The organism is Ascidiimonas aurantiaca (assembly GCF_037646345.1).
Taxonomy (GTDB): domain Bacteria; phylum Bacteroidota; class Bacteroidia; order Flavobacteriales; family Flavobacteriaceae; genus Ascidiimonas; species Ascidiimonas aurantiaca.
On sequence record NZ_JBBEWR010000006.1, the window covers coordinates 143,787 to 159,572 of the forward strand.

Genomic DNA, 15,786 nt, shown 5'->3' on the forward strand with positions numbered 1-15,786 from the left:
ATATCTTTAACCCTATTAACTAACAAAATTTAAGTTTAAAAGAAATGAAAAGATTATTCTCTATTCTGGCTATAGCCGGATTAATGGCTTTTAATGCAACTACGGCCAACGCAACTACGCTTGCGGCTGATGCTGAAAGCGCTTCTGCGTTCGTTGCTTCCACCGATGATGCTTCTGCTGTTCTTCAGGAAGAACCGGCTGCAGATAACAGGTCCTTTCATCAGGTATTGAAAGAGCGTTTTATAGAAGGTGGTGCAGTTTTCATGGGGATCGTTCTTTTGTGTCTCATTCTCGGACTTGCAGTTGCTATTGAAAGGATCATTTTCCTTAATCTGGCTACGACCAATACCAAGAAACTCGCTAAAGATGTAGAGGACGCATTGGCATCCGGAGGTGTTGAGGCAGCAAAAGAAGTTTGCCGTAACACTAAGGGCCCCGTTGCTTCTATCTTCTATCAGGGTCTTGACAGAGCAGATGAAGGTATTGATTCCGCCGAAAAGGCCGTTATTGCTTACGGAGGCGTTCAGATGGGCCAGTTAGAGAAAAATATATCCTGGTTGTCGCTCTTTATCGCCATTGCACCAATGCTTGGGTTCATGGGTACAGTAATCGGTATGATCCAGGCATTTGATAAAATTAGTGCCGCCGGTGGTCTGGATGCTTCTCTTATCGCAGGTGATATTAAAGTAGCCTTACTTACTACCGTATTCGGTCTTATTGTTGCAATTATTCTTCAGATTTTCTACAACTACATCATTGCTAAAGTAGATAGCATCGTTAATGATATGGAAGATGCTTCTATCACCCTGGTAGATTTGTTAGTAGATCACAAAAAATAATATCTAAAAGAATAACGCAATGCAAAAAATATTTAAAATCGTACTTATTCTACTCGGTGTATTGGGTGTAGCCCTTTGGTTTATGCTTCCGGGAGAAGAAGTGCCGGTGGACACAGCAATGGAAGATACCAATGTGAATTTCATGTTCTACATTGCGTATGTACTATTATTGATCCCCATCGTAGCAGTTTTGCTATATACTTTCAGAAACCTATTTAAGAGTCCTGATAAACTTAAAAAGGCCCTTATTTCAATTGGAGGGTTCCTGATAGTGTTAGCCATAAGTTATGCGCTTTCAAGTGGTGCAGATGTGGATCTTGATGATTTTGCCCAAAAAGGGATTGTAGTAACAGAATCCAGCTCTAGAATGGTAGGAGCCGGATTAATAGCCTTTTATATTCTTGCTGCGATTGCCATTATTTCTATGGCCGTGTCAAGTTTGAAAAAAGTGTTTAGTAAATAAAAAAGTAGAGTAACCTTATTATGGCGAAAAGAAAATTACAAGAAGTAAATGCAGGCTCCATGGCAGATATTGCCTTCCTGTTACTTATCTTCTTTCTGGTAACTACTACTATTGAAACTGATGCAGGGCTGGATAGAAAACTTCCCCCGCTTGAGCCGCCAGAAACAGATGTTGTTGTAAAACAGAAAAACATCTTTACAGTAGTAGTTAATCAGAACAACCAATTATTGGTTGAAGATGAGATTATGCAGCTTAAGGACCTGAGAAAAGCAGCAATAGCTTTCCTTGACAATGGAGGAGGAACCGGAGAAGAAGCCTGTAGCTATTGCCAGGGAGAAAGAGATCCTAACTCTTCTGATAACCCTGATAAAGCGATCATATCCTTACAAAATGACCGTAAAACCTCGTATAGAACGTATATAGCCGTGCAAAATGAACTAGTTGCCGCTTATAATGAATTACGTAATCGTGAATCCATGAAATTATACGGGAGAAATTTTACAGATATGCAGGATGAATATAAAGATCCTCGTACAGATGACGGTGTGAAAGATGAATTAAAACCCAAGTTGGAGAAGGTACAGGCAATGTTCCCTCAAAAGCTTTCGGAAGCAGAACCTAAGCAAACCAGTTAAATACGATAAGTATGTCTAAATTCAGAAAGAAAAAAAGTGGAGAATTACCTCCAGTTTCTACAGCTTCGTTGCCAGATATCGTATTTATGTTATTGTTTTTCTTTATGACGGTAACCGTTATGAAAGACAGTTCTTTAATGGTGAAAAACGATCTTCCTTTTGCAGATCAGATACAAAAGCTGGATAAGAAAGACCGTGTAATCTACATTTATGCCGGTAAACCGAGCCAACGTTATCAGGCAACCTTCGGGACGGAAGCTAAAATTCAGTTAAATGATAAATTTGCCGATGTGTCTGAGGTAGCAGATTATATTCTTGCAGAACGTGCTAAAAAGCGCCAGGAATTGCAGGACGTATTAACCACTGCATTAAAAGTAGATGAAGAGACCGGTATGGGACTCATTTCCGATATCAAGCAACAATTGAGAAAGGTAAACGCATTAAAAATTAATTATACTACCCGTCAGGGAGATGCCTTTCGAAATCTTCAATAATATTTTTTTAAACTTAGTAATAGATACAAAGCCTCATGTCATGAGGCTTTGTTTGTTATAAAGGGTTACTCTTTTATTCCTGAGTAACATTGCTATCTTTGTACCCATATATAGAAGTATGCGACGCATCATTGTATTAGTTCTTCTGGTTACCTTTCATTTGGGTTATGCACAGGATACCATTCCTGAAGTAATGGCAGATCCCGATTACAGAGAGGATCATTTTTATATAGGCATCGCCTATAATGTACTTCTTAACCGCCCTTCGGGAGTTACACAAAATAATTTGCCCTATGGTATTCAATTGGGGTACATACGAGATATTCCCATTAATAAAAGACGCAATATTGCCATAGCTGTAGGTCTGGGGTATGGCTTGAACGCCTATTTTACAAACTTGAGAGCTACCGAAAGTAACACAGGGATTACGTATGAGCGGGTACCCGAAGAAGTATCTTTTAGCAGAAATAAAATAGAAACACATTTAGTAGAATTGCCCATAGAGCTTAGATGGCGTACTTCTAAACCGGATACTTATAAATTCTGGCGCATATATGGTGGGGTGAAACTGGGATATGTGTTTGCCAATAGTTCAAAATTTGTGGGAGATAGTGAAAAAGACAGGTTTCGTAACGGGGATCTGGAGATGTTCCAGGCTGATACCTATGTAAGTTTTGGGTACAATACCTGGAATTTTTATGCCTCCTATGCGCTAAATGGTATTTTTCAAAAAGACATACAGACTACTTCAGGGGAAACTATTGATATGAGAGCATTAAAAGTAGGCCTTATCTTTTATTTGCTCTGATAGGTATTTATAACCAGTACTTAAAGGTGATAAGCTGAGGAAACACCCCAATAACCATACCTATTATGAGTTCTCTTGTGGTATGTGCTCTAAGAAAGAGTCTGGCAGAGGCCAGCAGGCCAACCGAGAAAACCAGAAACGTAAGGGCAATGGTAATATTTATCTGGTAATGAAAGCTCATCCCTAAAATAAAAAAAGTAAGTCCGGAAATACCCATCATGTGAATACTTGCCTTAAACTTAAAAAATAAAAGTAACAGGCATGCTAACAGAGAGCCCAGGATACCTACAAAAAAATAATACAGCTCGAGTGAGAAGGTATAGGGCACAACGCGGTATAAAACAACAGATACTAAAAAAATATAAATATACAGCGGTATTTTTCTTTCCTCGGTTTTTCTAAGCTCAACTGACTCTATCCAGCCTATACTTTTTAACAGAAATGAGAAGGCAAGAGGGATAAACAATGTGAGGATGGCTACTGAAATAATTACAGACTTCCATATTTCTTCCGGGTGAAAACGCGGTGAGATCTGATAATAGGCAATTGTACCGGCTAAGGGAAAAAACAACGGATGGTACAGGTAACTAACAAAGCGGAAAAAACGTTTCATCAAATTTGTTTTCTTAATCGCGCTACCGGAATATCCATTTGCTCCCTGTACTTGGCTATGGTACGCCGGGCAATGGGGTACCCTTTTTCTTTGAGTATCGCGGCAAGTTTGTCGTCAGTAAGGGGTTTGCGTTTATCTTCCTCTTCAATTACTGTTTCCAGAATTTTTTTGATCTCAAAAGTAGATACTTCTTCCCCCTGAACGTTCTTCATAGATTCGGAGAAAAAATCTTTGATCAGTTTTGTTCCATACGGGGTATCTACATATTTACTGTTGGCTACCCGGGAAACGGTGGAAACGTCCATACCAATGGTATCGGCAATATCTTTTAGAATCATGGGCCTTAATTTTCGCTCGTCTCCCGTTAAAAAATAGGCTTCCTGATAATGCATTATGGCATTCATGGTAATATAAAGCGTTTGCTGCCTTTGTTTAATGGCGTCAATAAACCATTTGGCGGCATCGAGCTTTTGTTTTATAAAGATAACGGCATCTTTTTGAGATTTTGATTTGTCTTTAGATTCCTTATACCCCTTGAGCATATTATTATACTCTCTTGAAATATGTAGCTCGGGAGCATTTCTCCCGTTTAAGGTAAGTTCCAGTTTGCCCTCGTTTATTCGAATGGTAAAATCTGGAACTATATGTTCAACAATCTTACTGTTTTCTGAATAAGCTCCTCCGGGTTTAGGATTTAACCGCTCTACCTCATGAATAGCATTTTTCAGTTCTTCATCTGTAACATTGTGTTTGAGAAGAAGCTTTTTATAATGTTTTTTAGTGAATTGCTCAAAAGATTTTTCAAGGATCTGGATGGCCAGTTCTATATCAGGCGTTATCTGTTTTCTGCGTAACTGTATCAAAAGACACTCCTGTAGGTTTCTTGCACCTACACCGGCAGGATCTAATTGTTGTACAACTTTAAGAACACGTTCTACATCGGTTTCAGAAGTATATATATTTTGTGTAAAAGCCAGGTCATCTGTAACATCCATAAGGCTCCTGCGTATATAACCGCTTTCATCAATGCTGCCCAGAAGAAACTCGGCAATTTCTTTATCCTGTTCTTCCAGCCGAAAGGTGTTTAACTGATTTAGCAAATGTTGGTGAAAAGAAGTTCCTGAAGCATAGGGAACTGTTTTTTCATCAGTTTCATCCCCATAATTATTGGCTTGTAAACGATACTCAGGTATTTCATCATCACTCAAATATTCATCTACATTTATATCATCGGTTTCAATTACTTCACCCTCATAATCATCTTCCCAGGTATCTTCGAGGGTACTTTCCATATCGGTGTTTTCCTCACGGCCGCTTTCCAGGGCCGGGTTTTCTTCCAGTTCCTGTTTAAGCCTTTGTTCAAAAGCAAGAGTAGGCAATTGAATGAGCTTCATGAGCTGTATCTGCTGTGGAGACAGCTTTTGGGAAAGTTTAAATTGTAATTGTTGTTTTAGCATATACAGCTTTCAAGCTTCTTTCAGTTACTAATTACAAAAATACGGAAATTAGATCATCTGCTTTTGAAAAAATGTAATATACAAATGTATTGTAAACAAAGCAGTAAGAGAACAGGGTGTTCTTTAGTAAAACTTACAAGCGATCCTCAAGAACCAAGTATTGCTATGACAATGCGCTTATGCGGTATGATCTGTATTTAACTGCAACGTATCTTGTGAGCAGGGTTTGTCGTAATGACTTTTAGCGAGACAAATTATACCAAACCTTGTGAGGTACAAGCCTAAAAATCTGCATTTTGCGGGGTTCTCGGGAAAGGTATCACATCCCGTATATTGGTCATACCGGTAACAAATTGTACCAGCCTTTCAAAACCCAGCCCGAAACCGCTGTGTACTGCCGTACCAAATTTGCGAAGCTCCAGATACCACCACAACTCTTCTTCATCAATATCAAGGTCGGCAATTTTCTGTTTAAGTACTTCATACCGCTCTTCTCGTTGTGAACCGCCCACGATCTCTCCAATTCCGGGAAACAGAATATCCATTGCTCTCACGGTTTTGCCATCTTCGTTTAGGCGCATATAAAAAGCTTTTATATTGGCAGGGTAATCAAAAAGTATTACCGGGCACTTAAAGTGCTTTTCTACCAGGTAGCGTTCATGTTCACTTTGAAGATCTGCACCCCACCCTTCAATAACGTATTGAAACTTCTTCTTTTTATTGGGTTTTGAGTTTTTTAATATATCGATAGCTTCGGTATAACTTACTCTTTTAAAATGATTGTCAAGAACAAACCTCAATTTTTGAATAAGGGTCATTTCACTTCGTTCCTGTTGGGGTTTTCCTTTTTCTTCATCGGCGAGTCTTTTTTCAAGGAAAACAAGGTCATCTTTACAATGATCGAGAACGTATTGAATAACGTATTTTATAAAGTCTTCTGCCAGGTCCATATTTCCTGCCAGATCAATAAAAGCTACTTCTGGTTCTATCATCCAGAATTCGGCCAGGTGTCTTGACGTATTTGAGTTTTCGGCCCTGAAAGTGGGGCCAAAGGTGTAAACCTTGCCAAGTGCCATTGCAAAGTTTTCGGCTTCCAATTGGCCGGAAACGGTAAGATTGGTTTCTTTTCCGAAGAAATCCCGGGAAAAATCAACCGATCCGTCTTCAGTTAATGGAGGGTTTTTGGCATCGAGTGTCGTAACGCGAAACATTTCGCCTGCGCCTTCTGCATCCGAACCGGTTATGATAGGCGTATGTACGTGAAAAAATCCATTTTTCTGAAAGTAATCATGAACGGCAAATGCCAGTCTGGACCGTACTCTCATAACAGCACCAAACGTATTGGTGCGTACCCGCAGGTGTGCCTTTTCTCTTAAAAACTCTAACGAGTGTTTTTTAGGTTGTATAGGGTATTCTTCGGGGTCTGAATCACCAAGAACAGTAAGTTCACTGACCTGTATTTCAATTTTTTGACCTTTTCCCTGGCTTTCTACCAGTGTGCCTTTTACCTCTATAGCCGCTCCCGTGGTTATGCGTTTAAGAAGCGATTCGTCAAACGTATCGAAATCTACAACACATTGAATATTATGAATGGTAGAACCATCATTTAAAGCTATAAAACGATTACTTCTAAAGGTACGCACCCAGCCTTTTATTAACACTTCTTCTAGAATAGTTCCTTTTTCGAGTAGTTCAATAACGTTGTATTCCTTCATCTCACGGTATTTATGAAGTTGCAAAGATAAATGTTTGCTTGAAATGTAGGGTAAAATTATGAGACAAGATATAAGGTGTGAAACGGGTGGGTTAAATAGCGTGTATGAAGTATGAAATAGGGGAAAATGCCCCTTCTTTAAATGCTACTCATTTTATAGTTTTGAAGTGCTATTAATCAATTGGCCCTTCTACATTAAAATTTAGTAGGTTTGGGGGAACCTAAAAGGCCTGTACAGAGATGTTTTCTCTGGCAGGCTTTTACTATTTTAATTAATACGCTCCTCAGTTTCTTCTTCGGTAAGAATATTAAAGTTGGGTTCTTTAAGAACCTGCTTATTGGCAATATTACGCTCAAGCGACAACAGTAAAGAAGGTAATAAAATTAAATTTGCGAGCATTGCAAACATCAATGTGGCCGAAACGAGCCCACCCAACGCTACGGTACCTCCAAAACTGGAGATCATAAAGACTGAGAACCCGAAAAACAATACTATGGAGGTATAAAACATACTTACTCCGGTTTCTCGAAGGGCTGCATATACCGATTTTCGTATTTTCCAACGATTCTCTGTGAGTTCCTGTCGGTATTTAGCCAGAAAATGTATAGTGTCGTCCACAGAAATACCAAAAGCAATGCTAAAGACGAGAATGGTTGACGGTTTTATCGGGATTCCTACAAACCCCATAACGCCGGCAGTAACTACCAGTGGAAAAAGGTTGGGTATAAGTGAGATAATGATCATTTTAAACGATCTGAACATATAGGCCATGAACAGAGAGATAAGTACGATGGCCAGTGCCAGAGATAAAATAAGATTTCTAACGAGGTATTTGGTGCCTTTGGTAAAAAGATAAGCTTTACCGGTTATAGTAACGTCATAGCGCTCTTTAGGTAATACTTTTTTAATTTTTTGTTCAAGATCTTCTTCAATACGTTCCATTCTGTCTGTGCCAATATCTTTCATAAAGGTGGTAATACGGGCAGTTTGTCCGGAGCTATCTACAAAACTTTGCAGCAGATCTACATTACCTGAAGATTTTTGAGCATAGGAGAGAATGAAGTTTTTTTCCAAGTTGGTGGGTAACTGGTAATAGTCAGGATTTCCGTTGTAATACGCCTGCTTGGAATATTTAATGAGATTGGTTATGGAAATAGGGTTGGACAGTTCCGGGGTATCCCGGATCAGGCCCTCTACTTCGTCCATACGGTTCAATGTAGGCAATTTAAGGACACCATTTCTTTTGCGGGTATCAATCATAATCTCTAAAGGCAACACACCGTTAAACTCTTCTTCAAAAAACCGAATATCTTTTACAAATTCGGAGTTTTTAGGCATGTCCTCTATAAGGCTTCCTGAAATATTGATGCGATAAATACCTATGATGCTGGCTACCAGTAAAAATACGGATATAACATAGACCGATATACGATAATTTTTAACGGTATTTTCCATCCAGTTTACGAAACCTCCAATCCATCTTTTATTTAAATGTTTAAGATGTTTTGTTTTGGGAAGGGACATGAAACTGTAAACAATGGGGATGATAAGCAGGGAAAGAATGAAAATGACCAGAATATTGATTGAGGCAACAATACCAAACTCTTTGAGGAGCTTACTTTCTGTAATGATAAAGGTAGCAAACCCACCGGCTGTGGTGGTATTGGTCATTAATGTGGCATTTCCGATTTTTGAGATCACTCTTTGGAGGGATTTTGCCTGATTTCCGTGTTTTTTTACTTCCTGTTGGTATTTATTGATAAAAAATATACAATTGGGAATACCAATTACAATGATAAGCGGGGGTATAAGTGCTGTGAGTACAGTGATCTCGTAACGTAACCATCCAAGTATGCCGAAGGCCCACATAACGCCAACCATTACTACAATCATGGAAATAAAGGTGGCTCTGAAAGACCGGAAGAAAAAGAAAAATATAAGTGAAGTAACCAAAAGAGCAGCGGCGATAAAAACGCCAATTTCATCAACAATGGTTTGTGCATTAAGGGTGCGTATGTAGGGCATACCTGATACACGTACTTCGAGGCCGGTTTCGGCCTCAAATGTTTTGATAAGCGGAATGAAGTCATTAAACACAAAATCCTTACGTACTGATGTGTTTACGATGTCTTTATCGAGATATACGGCGGTTCGTATGGTTTTATTGTCTGCGCTATAGAGCAGGTCTTCATAGATGGGTAGATCTTCAAAAAGTGTACTTTTAAGCTGCTCGATCTCTTCACGGGCCTTCACGGGGCCATTCATAAAAGGTTGTAGTGCAAATTCCTGATTAACGGTGTCTTTGGTGAGTAGCTTAAGGTTTTCAGTAGATAGTACAAGATCTACTTCGGGAAAAGCATTTAGTTGTTTGCTTAACCGGTTCCATCGGTTAAAGTTATCAGGTGAAAAAAGGGCACTGTCTTTTACGGCGAGAACGATCAGGTTACCTTCTTCGCCAAAAACGTTGAGAAACTGGTTGTAGGCAACATTAACAGGATGATCATCCGGCAGGAGATTGGCTTCTGTGTATGTAAACTGCATGTGTTTCCACTTTGTGCCGAGAAATATGGTCATACTTACTAAAGCCACCAAAATAAGAATCCGGTTTCGTAAAATGATCCTCGCTATACCCGCCCAAAAGCTTGTGTTAAACCAAGTTGTCATGCCATTCTTTTTCAGGGGCAAAGTTAGAAAAAATGAAGGGGAAGCTACCTAAAAACCCAAACTAAAATTAAAAGTGAATTTAAATGAAAAATTATTGTCAAATCCTTGCAGTCTGTAAGGGCCATACCGGTAAAATGTGCTTATACCAAAGCCTTTAAAAAGGCGATTAAGTTCAATACCACTTTCATAATACCCTTTTTCAAGAGAATTAAATGTGAAGTCCAGATGCCGGTCGGTATTGTTCACATCGCCAATGGCAAAACGTGACACCAGTACCAGTTCTGGTTTAAACCCCGGGCCTATATCCCACCTTTTAAAAGTATGTCTTACCTGAAGAGAGAGATAACGGTCTGAAAAGAATTCATTAAAGAACATGGTTTCAAAACTGTTGCGATCGGCTACTGAAAAACGCCGTAGAATGGCATTGTTTACCGGGTTATTTGGTGATGTGTGAAACAGTTCGGTAATGGGCAGGTCTCCGAAACCAATACCTGCTCTGAGAAGAAATGAGGTTATACCGCGATTTACAGGGGTGATCTCATAACTACCTCTGAATGTAAATTTCCAAAAATCGAAATCGGCATCCATGATGTTTTCAAAACCTTTGGTCACCTGAAAGGAAAATTGCGGAGAGGCTTTTTTTATAGTTTGTTTTCCTTCTTTTGCCAGCATGTACTCGTTATTAGGGGTCCATTCAAAAGCGAGCTGGGCTGTTGCTGTTTTAAAATTGTCATAAAACTGATTGTTGTTAAAGAACCGATAATCAAACGTAGGGTTTACATCACTTTTATTGAGTTGCAGGCGGGTCTTAAATTTTGCTGTAAGGTCATGTTCCAGATAAGCGCTGAGGGTTTTGTGCTTGTGAAACAGCAATATATTAAACAAACGGGGTTCAAACACATAAAATGCTCTCCCATCTGTAATAAAAGGAGCTGCACCGGTCTCCATCAGGTCATCGGTGTACATAAAGCCCAGCCAACTGTTATAATACCGGTTCAGTCTCGCGGCAGCGCCCAGGCCGTACTTAAAGTCTTTGTCCTTAAAACCGTAAATACCATAAGCACTTAACCGGTAAACACTTGAAAAATTATCGTTGGTTACTACCCCCACACCCGGTTTGAAACCTTCAAAGTTGTTGTATTTTATTAAGTAGCGCAGGTCAAAATCTACAGGGCCGGTATAGAGGTAGCCCTGGAATAATTTACGTACGAAGCCTAATTTGTCTTCTGCATCTATCGCTTCTGTGATGCTATCTACGTAACGATAGGTTTCTTTTTCTCTGGGTGTTAGTGCAAGAGGCCGGAATGTGTTCCAGAACTCTTCGTTTTGGGAGGAAACCTTTTCATCAATTTCCATGGAGAGCCCTCTTCCTCTAATTTTTACCGGGGTGTTAAGGGTAATGTCAAAATTACTTTCTACAATAGATAGACCTATTTCGTCGGTACTGTTCTGCGGGTTGCTATGTACGATCCTGGGGTTCTCATTATCAGTATCACTGTTTAAAATGACGGCACCTCCAAACAAAGGAGGACTTTTTTTGCCTTTTCCTTTTTGTATCTGTATGGTTCTTTGTACGGGGAACCAGGTATCCTCATTTGAAAAATACTTAAAAGACTGTTGGGCCTTTATATTCACCAGGCCTTTAAGCTGCGCTATGGCTTTTTGAATGGCTCCGGTTTTGGCATCTATATATAAAACACCTTCCAGAGTAGTGTAAGGCTTTCGTTTTTTGGGAAAGTAATAAATCATGTATCCTTCACGTCCCTGAGTCTCTACCGTATCCAGTATGCGGTAATTAAATGTGTTTAAAGCGTTACTGGCGAGAGGAGCAGTAAAATTGGTTGCCAGTAAGGTATAGGTATTATTATAAAATGAGAAAGACTGAACCTGAAGGGTTAGCAGTTCATACACCGGTTCTTTAAAACCAGCCATTCGCGAGGCCAGCACATTTTCTCTCCTTCCTTTTTGTTGGGTAAAAACATATTCTGATACTTTTTCGCTCATATAAAGATGCGAACGAAGAAGGGTTTTCTTGAGCTCATAGTTGGTAGAGTCAACAGATGATAATTTGAGTTTCCCATTTTTACGAATAAACACAGAATCAATCTCAGCATTTATAGAATCAGGATTGGCGGTTACCAGAAGTTTGGTATAGGCATTGAAACGAAAACTTTTAAGTTTTTCTTCTGGATTGTTTTCTGCTCGTTTGTTTATGGCATTGCGAATAATGGCAAGTGCTCTTAAATCGGTTGCGGTAAGTGTTACTTCCTGTAACTGCTGTATATCGCTTTCAAGTTGTATATGGTAAAAGCGTATATTACTATCAATAGGCACAGTTATTTTTTTGTAGCCAATATAACTCACGGTAAAATGAGTGAGTGCAGGGGTTTTTTGCAGAGTGAAGTTCCCGTCTGCATCGGTAATGGTACCGGTACCTGTATTTGTAACTATATTTGCAAAAGGAAGAGGGGAGTCGTTTTTTCCGCCGGTAATTGTACCGGTATAGATTTCCTGGGCAAAAGCCACCATAGCCTGCAGGCAGATAAATAAGAAAAGGCTGCTGCGCATGAACGTGTTTATGAGGAAAACGGAATTTTGTGTGTAATGTTACAAAAAATATAAAAACGGCCTTTAAAAGCCGCTTTTATTTTATAGAAAGTTTAACTACACGGTCATAATTTCTTTTTCCTTGGCTATAAGCAGGGTATCTACTTTTTCAATAAAGGAATTGGTGAGTTGCTGTACATCGACCTCTGTATTTTTGGCGAGGTCTTCAGAGATATCCAGCTTTTTGATTTCCTTATTAGCTTCCTGTCTGGCATTGCGAATACTTACTTTGGCATCTTCGGCTTCACCTTTGGCTTGTTTTACAAGCTCTCTACGGCGTTCTTCCGTTAATGGAGGTACGTTAATAATGATCATTTCTCCATTGTTCATGGGGTTAAAGCCAAGATTGGCAACCATAATAGCTTTTTCTATGGTTTGCAGCATGGATCTTTCCCAGGGTTGAACGGACAGGGTACGCGCATCGGGAGTGTTTACATTAGCTACCTGGCTTAGCGGGGTCTGGGAGCCGTAGTAATCAACAAAAATACTACCGAGCATAGACGGTGATGCTTTACCGGCTCGTATATTTGTAAATTCTTTTTCAAGGTGTGAGATCGCCCCATCCATAGACTCTTTCGTGCTGTCAAGTATAAAGTCAATTTCTTCGTTCATAATTATATGGTAATTAATTAGAATGCCCTATCAAAATATGTTTTCCGGTTAAATATTCACTTTGGTGCCTATATTCTCACCGGAAACTACTTTGAAAAGATTTCCTTTTTTATTCATGTCAAATACTATAATGGGTAACTGGTTTTCCTGGCTTAACGTAAACGCAGTAGTATCCATTACTTTGAGCCCTTTATTAAGTACCTCATCAAATGATATATGGTCAAATTTTGTGGCAGAAGTATCTTTCTCAGGGTCTGATGTGTAGATCCCATCTACCCGTGTACCTTTTAATATCACATCGGCATCTATTTCAACGGCTCTTAAAACGGCAGCAGAATCTGTTGTGAAATAAGGATTTCCAGTTCCTCCGCCAAAAATGACAACTCTTCCTTTTTCAAGGTGTCGTATGGCGCGCCTTCTAATAAAAGGTTCGGCTACTTCATTAATTTTTATGGCAGACTGTAAACGGGTTTCCAACCCTTCATCTTCCAGGGCGCTTTGTAAGGCGAGACCGTTAATAATGGTAGCAAGCATACCCATATGATCGCCCTGTACGCGGTCCATCCCGTTACTGGCCCCGGCTACTCCACGAAAGATATTACCTCCGCCAATAACAATAGCTACCTGAACACCTCTGTCCATTACTTCTTTGATCTCTTTGGCATATTCTAACAGCCTTTTGGGGTCTATACCGTATTGGCGGTCCCCCATAAGGGCCTCTCCACTTAGTTTTAAAAGAATTCTCTTGTATTGCATTAGAGCACGATACTATGGTTTCGTTGTTTGTTTCAAATAGTCAGGCGCAAAATTAAGGAAAATAATTTTTGGGAGTGATTCGCTTTTCAGATTTATCTACTAAATGAAGAAGATGAGGGCATAATCAGGTATAAAAAAAGCCACAGCAAAGCTGTGGCCTTTTAAAAAAATATGTTTGGCTATCCTAAGGCAACTCTTTCAAAAGCAGTTACTTTAAGGTCTGAATTTACAGATTTCACATAGTTTGCAACGCTTTGCTTGTTATCTTTTATATAGTCCTGATTAACGAGTGTATTATCTTTAAAGAAACGCTTTAATTTTCCTTTGGCAATGTTTTCCAGCATTTCTTCGGGCTTGCCTTCGGCTCTAAGCTGATCTTTAGCAATTTCGATCTCTTTTTCAATAATTGATTGCTCTACTCCGTTTTCGTCAAGGGCTACGGGATTCATAGCCGCTGCCTGCATGGCAACATTTTTAGCTGCTTCTTCAGCACCGTCTGTTTTTTCAGATAAACCTACCAGGGTAGCGATCTTATTTCCGGCGTGAATATACGATCCTACAAAAGGGGCCTCTAGTTTTTTGAAAGCACCGATCTCGATTTTCTCACCAATTACTCCGGTTTGTTCCAGGAGCTTTTCTGAAATGGAAATTCCATCAAAATCAGCAGCCATAAATGAGTCCAGACTGGAATGCTCTAATGCTTTATCGGCCAGTTGATGAGCCAGTGAAACGAAGCTTTCGTTTTTGGCAACAAAGTCAGTCTCACAATTAAGTGAAATGATAACTCCTTCACTTTGAGAGTCGTTTACTTTTGCAATGACAGCACCTTCTGAAGATTCTCTGTCTGCTCTGTTGGCAGCAACTTTCTGTCCTTTTTTACGAAGTATTTCAATGGCTTTATCAAAGTCGCCATTGGCTTCTACAAGTGCCTTTTTGCAGTCCATCATACCGGCACCGGTTGCTTGTCTTAATTTATTAACGTCTGCGGCGGTAATATTTGCCATTGTGATATCTGATTTTTATGAGTTAGTTACTGCAAAATAAATTCTAAAATAACAGCTTTGTTATGCACTAACTTTATGTAATGGTTATTAATTAATTATCTTCTTTTTTTTCAGTAGCGGGCGCGGGTGCTTCACTTTCTGTAGCTGTCGCTACGGGAGCTTCGGCTTCTTTGTTAGCTTCGGCTTTTTTGGATGCTTCTGCTTTGGCTGGTGCTTCTTTAGCAGGTGCTTCACTTTCTGTAGCAGCCGCATTTTCTTTATCGGCTTTTCGCTCGCTTAGCCCTTCTGCTATGGCAGAGGTGACATGGGTGAGGATGCTCTCAATAGATTTTGATGCATCATCATTTGAGGGAACTACATAATCGATCTCTCTGGGATCTGAGTTGGTGTCCACCATTGCGAAAATAGGAATGTTTAATTTTTGAGCTTCTTTTACTGCAATGTGTTCGCGCATGGTATCAACTACAAAAAGGGCTCCCGGTAAACGGGTCATATCGGCAATAGAGCCCAGGTTTTTTTCCAGTTTGGCTCTTAAACGATCGATTTGTAATTTTTCTTTTTTCGAAAGGGTGTCAAAAGTACCGTCTTTTTTCATCTTGTCGATAGACGTCATTTTCTTAACGGCTTTTCGTATGGTCACGAAATTGGTGAGCATACCTCCGGGCCATCTTTCGGTAATGTAAGGCATATTTACACCTGCTGCTTTATCAGCCACGATATCTTTTGCCTGTTTTTTAGTAGCAACGAAAAGTATCTTTCTTCCGGATGCTGCAATTTTTTTGAGAGCTTCATTTGCCTCTTCAAGCTTCGCAGCGGTTTTGTAGAGATTGATAACGTGTATCCCGTTTCGCTCCATGTATATATAAGGGGCCATGTTGGGATTCCACTTTCGGGTGAGGTGACCAAAGTGTACACCTGCATCTAGTAATTCTTTTACTTCTATTTTGTTTGTCATTTCGTTAATAGTTTACGTTCCGTTGAGATTAGCAATGATCAAGTGGTACCTTTTCGGGAGCCTTCATCATTTGGATGCTAAACTAAATTTTCGCATTGCGAAACAACGACAACTGGTTTTTCAATAATCAATGAACATCTTAACAGTTATAGATACGTCTAAAC

Annotated in this window: 14 protein-coding genes; 5 read left to right on the forward strand and 9 right to left on the reverse strand. The window is 39.6% G+C overall.

From position 1 onward, the window contains the following. Nucleotides 1-44 precede the first annotated feature (44 nt). The 5 genes from WAO84_RS08230 (at nucleotide 45) to WAO84_RS08250 (ending at nucleotide 3,239) form a co-directional block, all read left to right on the forward strand. Nucleotides 45-839 (forward strand): MotA/TolQ/ExbB proton channel family protein, encoded by a 795-nt coding sequence (locus WAO84_RS08230; protein ID WP_340065025.1) that lies wholly within the window; start codon nucleotides 45-47, stop codon nucleotides 837-839. Nucleotides 840-858: 19 nt separating this feature from the next. Then, nucleotides 859-1,302: a hypothetical protein gene (locus tag WAO84_RS08235; protein ID WP_340065026.1), complete on the forward strand. Its 444-nt coding sequence runs from the start codon at nucleotides 859-861 to the stop codon at nucleotides 1,300-1,302. Between the two features lie 20 nt (nucleotides 1,303-1,322). Beyond that, a complete protein-coding gene (locus WAO84_RS08240) occupies nucleotides 1,323-1,937 on the forward strand; it encodes an ExbD/TolR family protein (protein ID WP_340065028.1) in 615 nt (204 codons plus the stop codon). An 11-nt stretch (nucleotides 1,938-1,948) separates the two neighbouring features. Continuing rightward, nucleotides 1,949-2,431 (forward strand): ExbD/TolR family protein, encoded by a 483-nt coding sequence (locus WAO84_RS08245; protein ID WP_340065030.1) that lies wholly within the window; start codon nucleotides 1,949-1,951, stop codon nucleotides 2,429-2,431. A gap of 118 nt (nucleotides 2,432-2,549) precedes the next feature. Continuing rightward, nucleotides 2,550-3,239, forward strand: a complete 690-nt coding sequence (locus WAO84_RS08250; RefSeq protein ID WP_340065031.1) for a porin family protein — start codon at nucleotides 2,550-2,552, stop codon at nucleotides 3,237-3,239. Between the two features lie 7 nt (nucleotides 3,240-3,246). On the opposite strand, the gene WAO84_RS08255 is transcribed toward WAO84_RS08250, so the two are convergent. From WAO84_RS08255 to rpsB, 9 genes are all read right to left on the reverse strand, one after another. Continuing rightward, nucleotides 3,247-3,852 carry a hypothetical protein gene (locus WAO84_RS08255; protein WP_340065032.1) on the reverse strand — a complete coding sequence of 202 codons (606 nt, stop codon included), beginning with the start codon at nucleotides 3,850-3,852 and terminating at the stop codon, nucleotides 3,247-3,249. Beyond that, the gene (gene rpoN, locus WAO84_RS08260) at nucleotides 3,852-5,309 is read right to left on the reverse strand and encodes an RNA polymerase factor sigma-54 (RefSeq protein WP_340065033.1); all 1,458 of its coding nucleotides are present in this window, start codon (nucleotides 5,307-5,309) and stop codon (nucleotides 3,852-3,854) included. Before rpoN ends, WAO84_RS08255 begins: the two co-directional genes overlap by 1 nt. 281 nt (nucleotides 5,310-5,590) lie before the next feature. Further along, entirely contained in the window at nucleotides 5,591-7,024 is a 1,434-nt protein-coding gene (gene asnS / locus WAO84_RS08265) for an asparagine--tRNA ligase (RefSeq protein ID WP_340065034.1), read from the reverse strand. Between the two features lie 267 nt (nucleotides 7,025-7,291). After that, nucleotides 7,292-9,688, reverse strand: coding sequence for an efflux RND transporter permease subunit (locus WAO84_RS08270; RefSeq protein WP_340065035.1), 2,397 nt, complete (start codon nucleotides 9,686-9,688; stop codon nucleotides 7,292-7,294). Nucleotides 9,689-9,736: 48 nt separating this feature from the next. Beyond that, complete coding sequence (locus WAO84_RS08275) at nucleotides 9,737-12,256, reverse strand: DUF5686 and carboxypeptidase-like regulatory domain-containing protein (protein ID WP_340065036.1); 2,520 nt, start codon at nucleotides 12,254-12,256, stop codon at nucleotides 9,737-9,739. A gap of 96 nt (nucleotides 12,257-12,352) precedes the next feature. Then, nucleotides 12,353-12,907, reverse strand: a complete 555-nt coding sequence (frr, locus tag WAO84_RS08280) for a ribosome recycling factor (RefSeq protein WP_340065037.1) — start codon at nucleotides 12,905-12,907, stop codon at nucleotides 12,353-12,355. 48 nt (nucleotides 12,908-12,955) lie between these two features. Next, entirely contained in the window at nucleotides 12,956-13,663 is a 708-nt protein-coding gene (gene pyrH, locus WAO84_RS08285; RefSeq protein WP_340065039.1) for a UMP kinase, read from the reverse strand. A 179-nt stretch (nucleotides 13,664-13,842) separates the two neighbouring features. After that, entirely contained in the window at nucleotides 13,843-14,667 is an 825-nt protein-coding gene (gene tsf / locus WAO84_RS08290) for a translation elongation factor Ts (protein WP_340065041.1), read from the reverse strand. A 91-nt stretch (nucleotides 14,668-14,758) separates the two neighbouring features. After that, nucleotides 14,759-15,622 carry a 30S ribosomal protein S2 gene (gene rpsB, locus WAO84_RS08295; RefSeq protein WP_340065043.1) on the reverse strand — a complete coding sequence of 288 codons (864 nt, stop codon included), beginning with the start codon at nucleotides 15,620-15,622 and terminating at the stop codon, nucleotides 14,759-14,761. Between the last annotated feature and the right edge of the window lie 164 nt (nucleotides 15,623-15,786).

What these genes read in the sequence shown, in the direction of transcription:
- WAO84_RS08230 (WP_340065025.1), top strand. Translation starts at nt 45, where the DNA reads ATGAAAAGATTATTCTCTATTCTGGCTATAGCCGGATTAATGGCTTTT.
- WAO84_RS08235 (WP_340065026.1), top strand. Translation starts at nt 859, where the DNA reads ATGCAAAAAATATTTAAAATCGTACTTATTCTACTCGGTGTATTGGGT.
- WAO84_RS08240 (WP_340065028.1), top strand. Translation starts at nt 1,323, where the DNA reads ATGGCGAAAAGAAAATTACAAGAAGTAAATGCAGGCTCCATGGCAGAT.
- WAO84_RS08245 (WP_340065030.1), top strand. Translation starts at nt 1,949, where the DNA reads ATGTCTAAATTCAGAAAGAAAAAAAGTGGAGAATTACCTCCAGTTTCT.
- WAO84_RS08250 (WP_340065031.1), top strand. Translation starts at nt 2,550, where the DNA reads ATGCGACGCATCATTGTATTAGTTCTTCTGGTTACCTTTCATTTGGGT.
- WAO84_RS08255 (WP_340065032.1), bottom strand. Translation starts at nt 3,852, where the DNA reads ATGAAACGTTTTTTCCGCTTTGTTAGTTACCTGTACCATCCGTTGTTT.
- rpoN (WP_340065033.1), bottom strand. Translation starts at nt 5,309, where the DNA reads ATGCTAAAACAACAATTACAATTTAAACTTTCCCAAAAGCTGTCTCCA.
- asnS (WP_340065034.1), bottom strand. Translation starts at nt 7,024, where the DNA reads ATGAAGGAATACAACGTTATTGAACTACTCGAAAAAGGAACTATTCTA.
- WAO84_RS08270 (WP_340065035.1), bottom strand. Translation starts at nt 9,688, where the DNA reads ATGACAACTTGGTTTAACACAAGCTTTTGGGCGGGTATAGCGAGGATC.
- WAO84_RS08275 (WP_340065036.1), bottom strand. Translation starts at nt 12,256, where the DNA reads ATGCGCAGCAGCCTTTTCTTATTTATCTGCCTGCAGGCTATGGTGGCT.
- frr (WP_340065037.1), bottom strand. Translation starts at nt 12,907, where the DNA reads ATGAACGAAGAAATTGACTTTATACTTGACAGCACGAAAGAGTCTATG.
- pyrH (WP_340065039.1), bottom strand. Translation starts at nt 13,663, where the DNA reads ATGCAATACAAGAGAATTCTTTTAAAACTAAGTGGAGAGGCCCTTATG.
- tsf (WP_340065041.1), bottom strand. Translation starts at nt 14,667, where the DNA reads ATGGCAAATATTACCGCCGCAGACGTTAATAAATTAAGACAAGCAACC.
- rpsB (WP_340065043.1), bottom strand. Translation starts at nt 15,622, where the DNA reads ATGACAAACAAAATAGAAGTAAAAGAATTACTAGATGCAGGTGTACAC.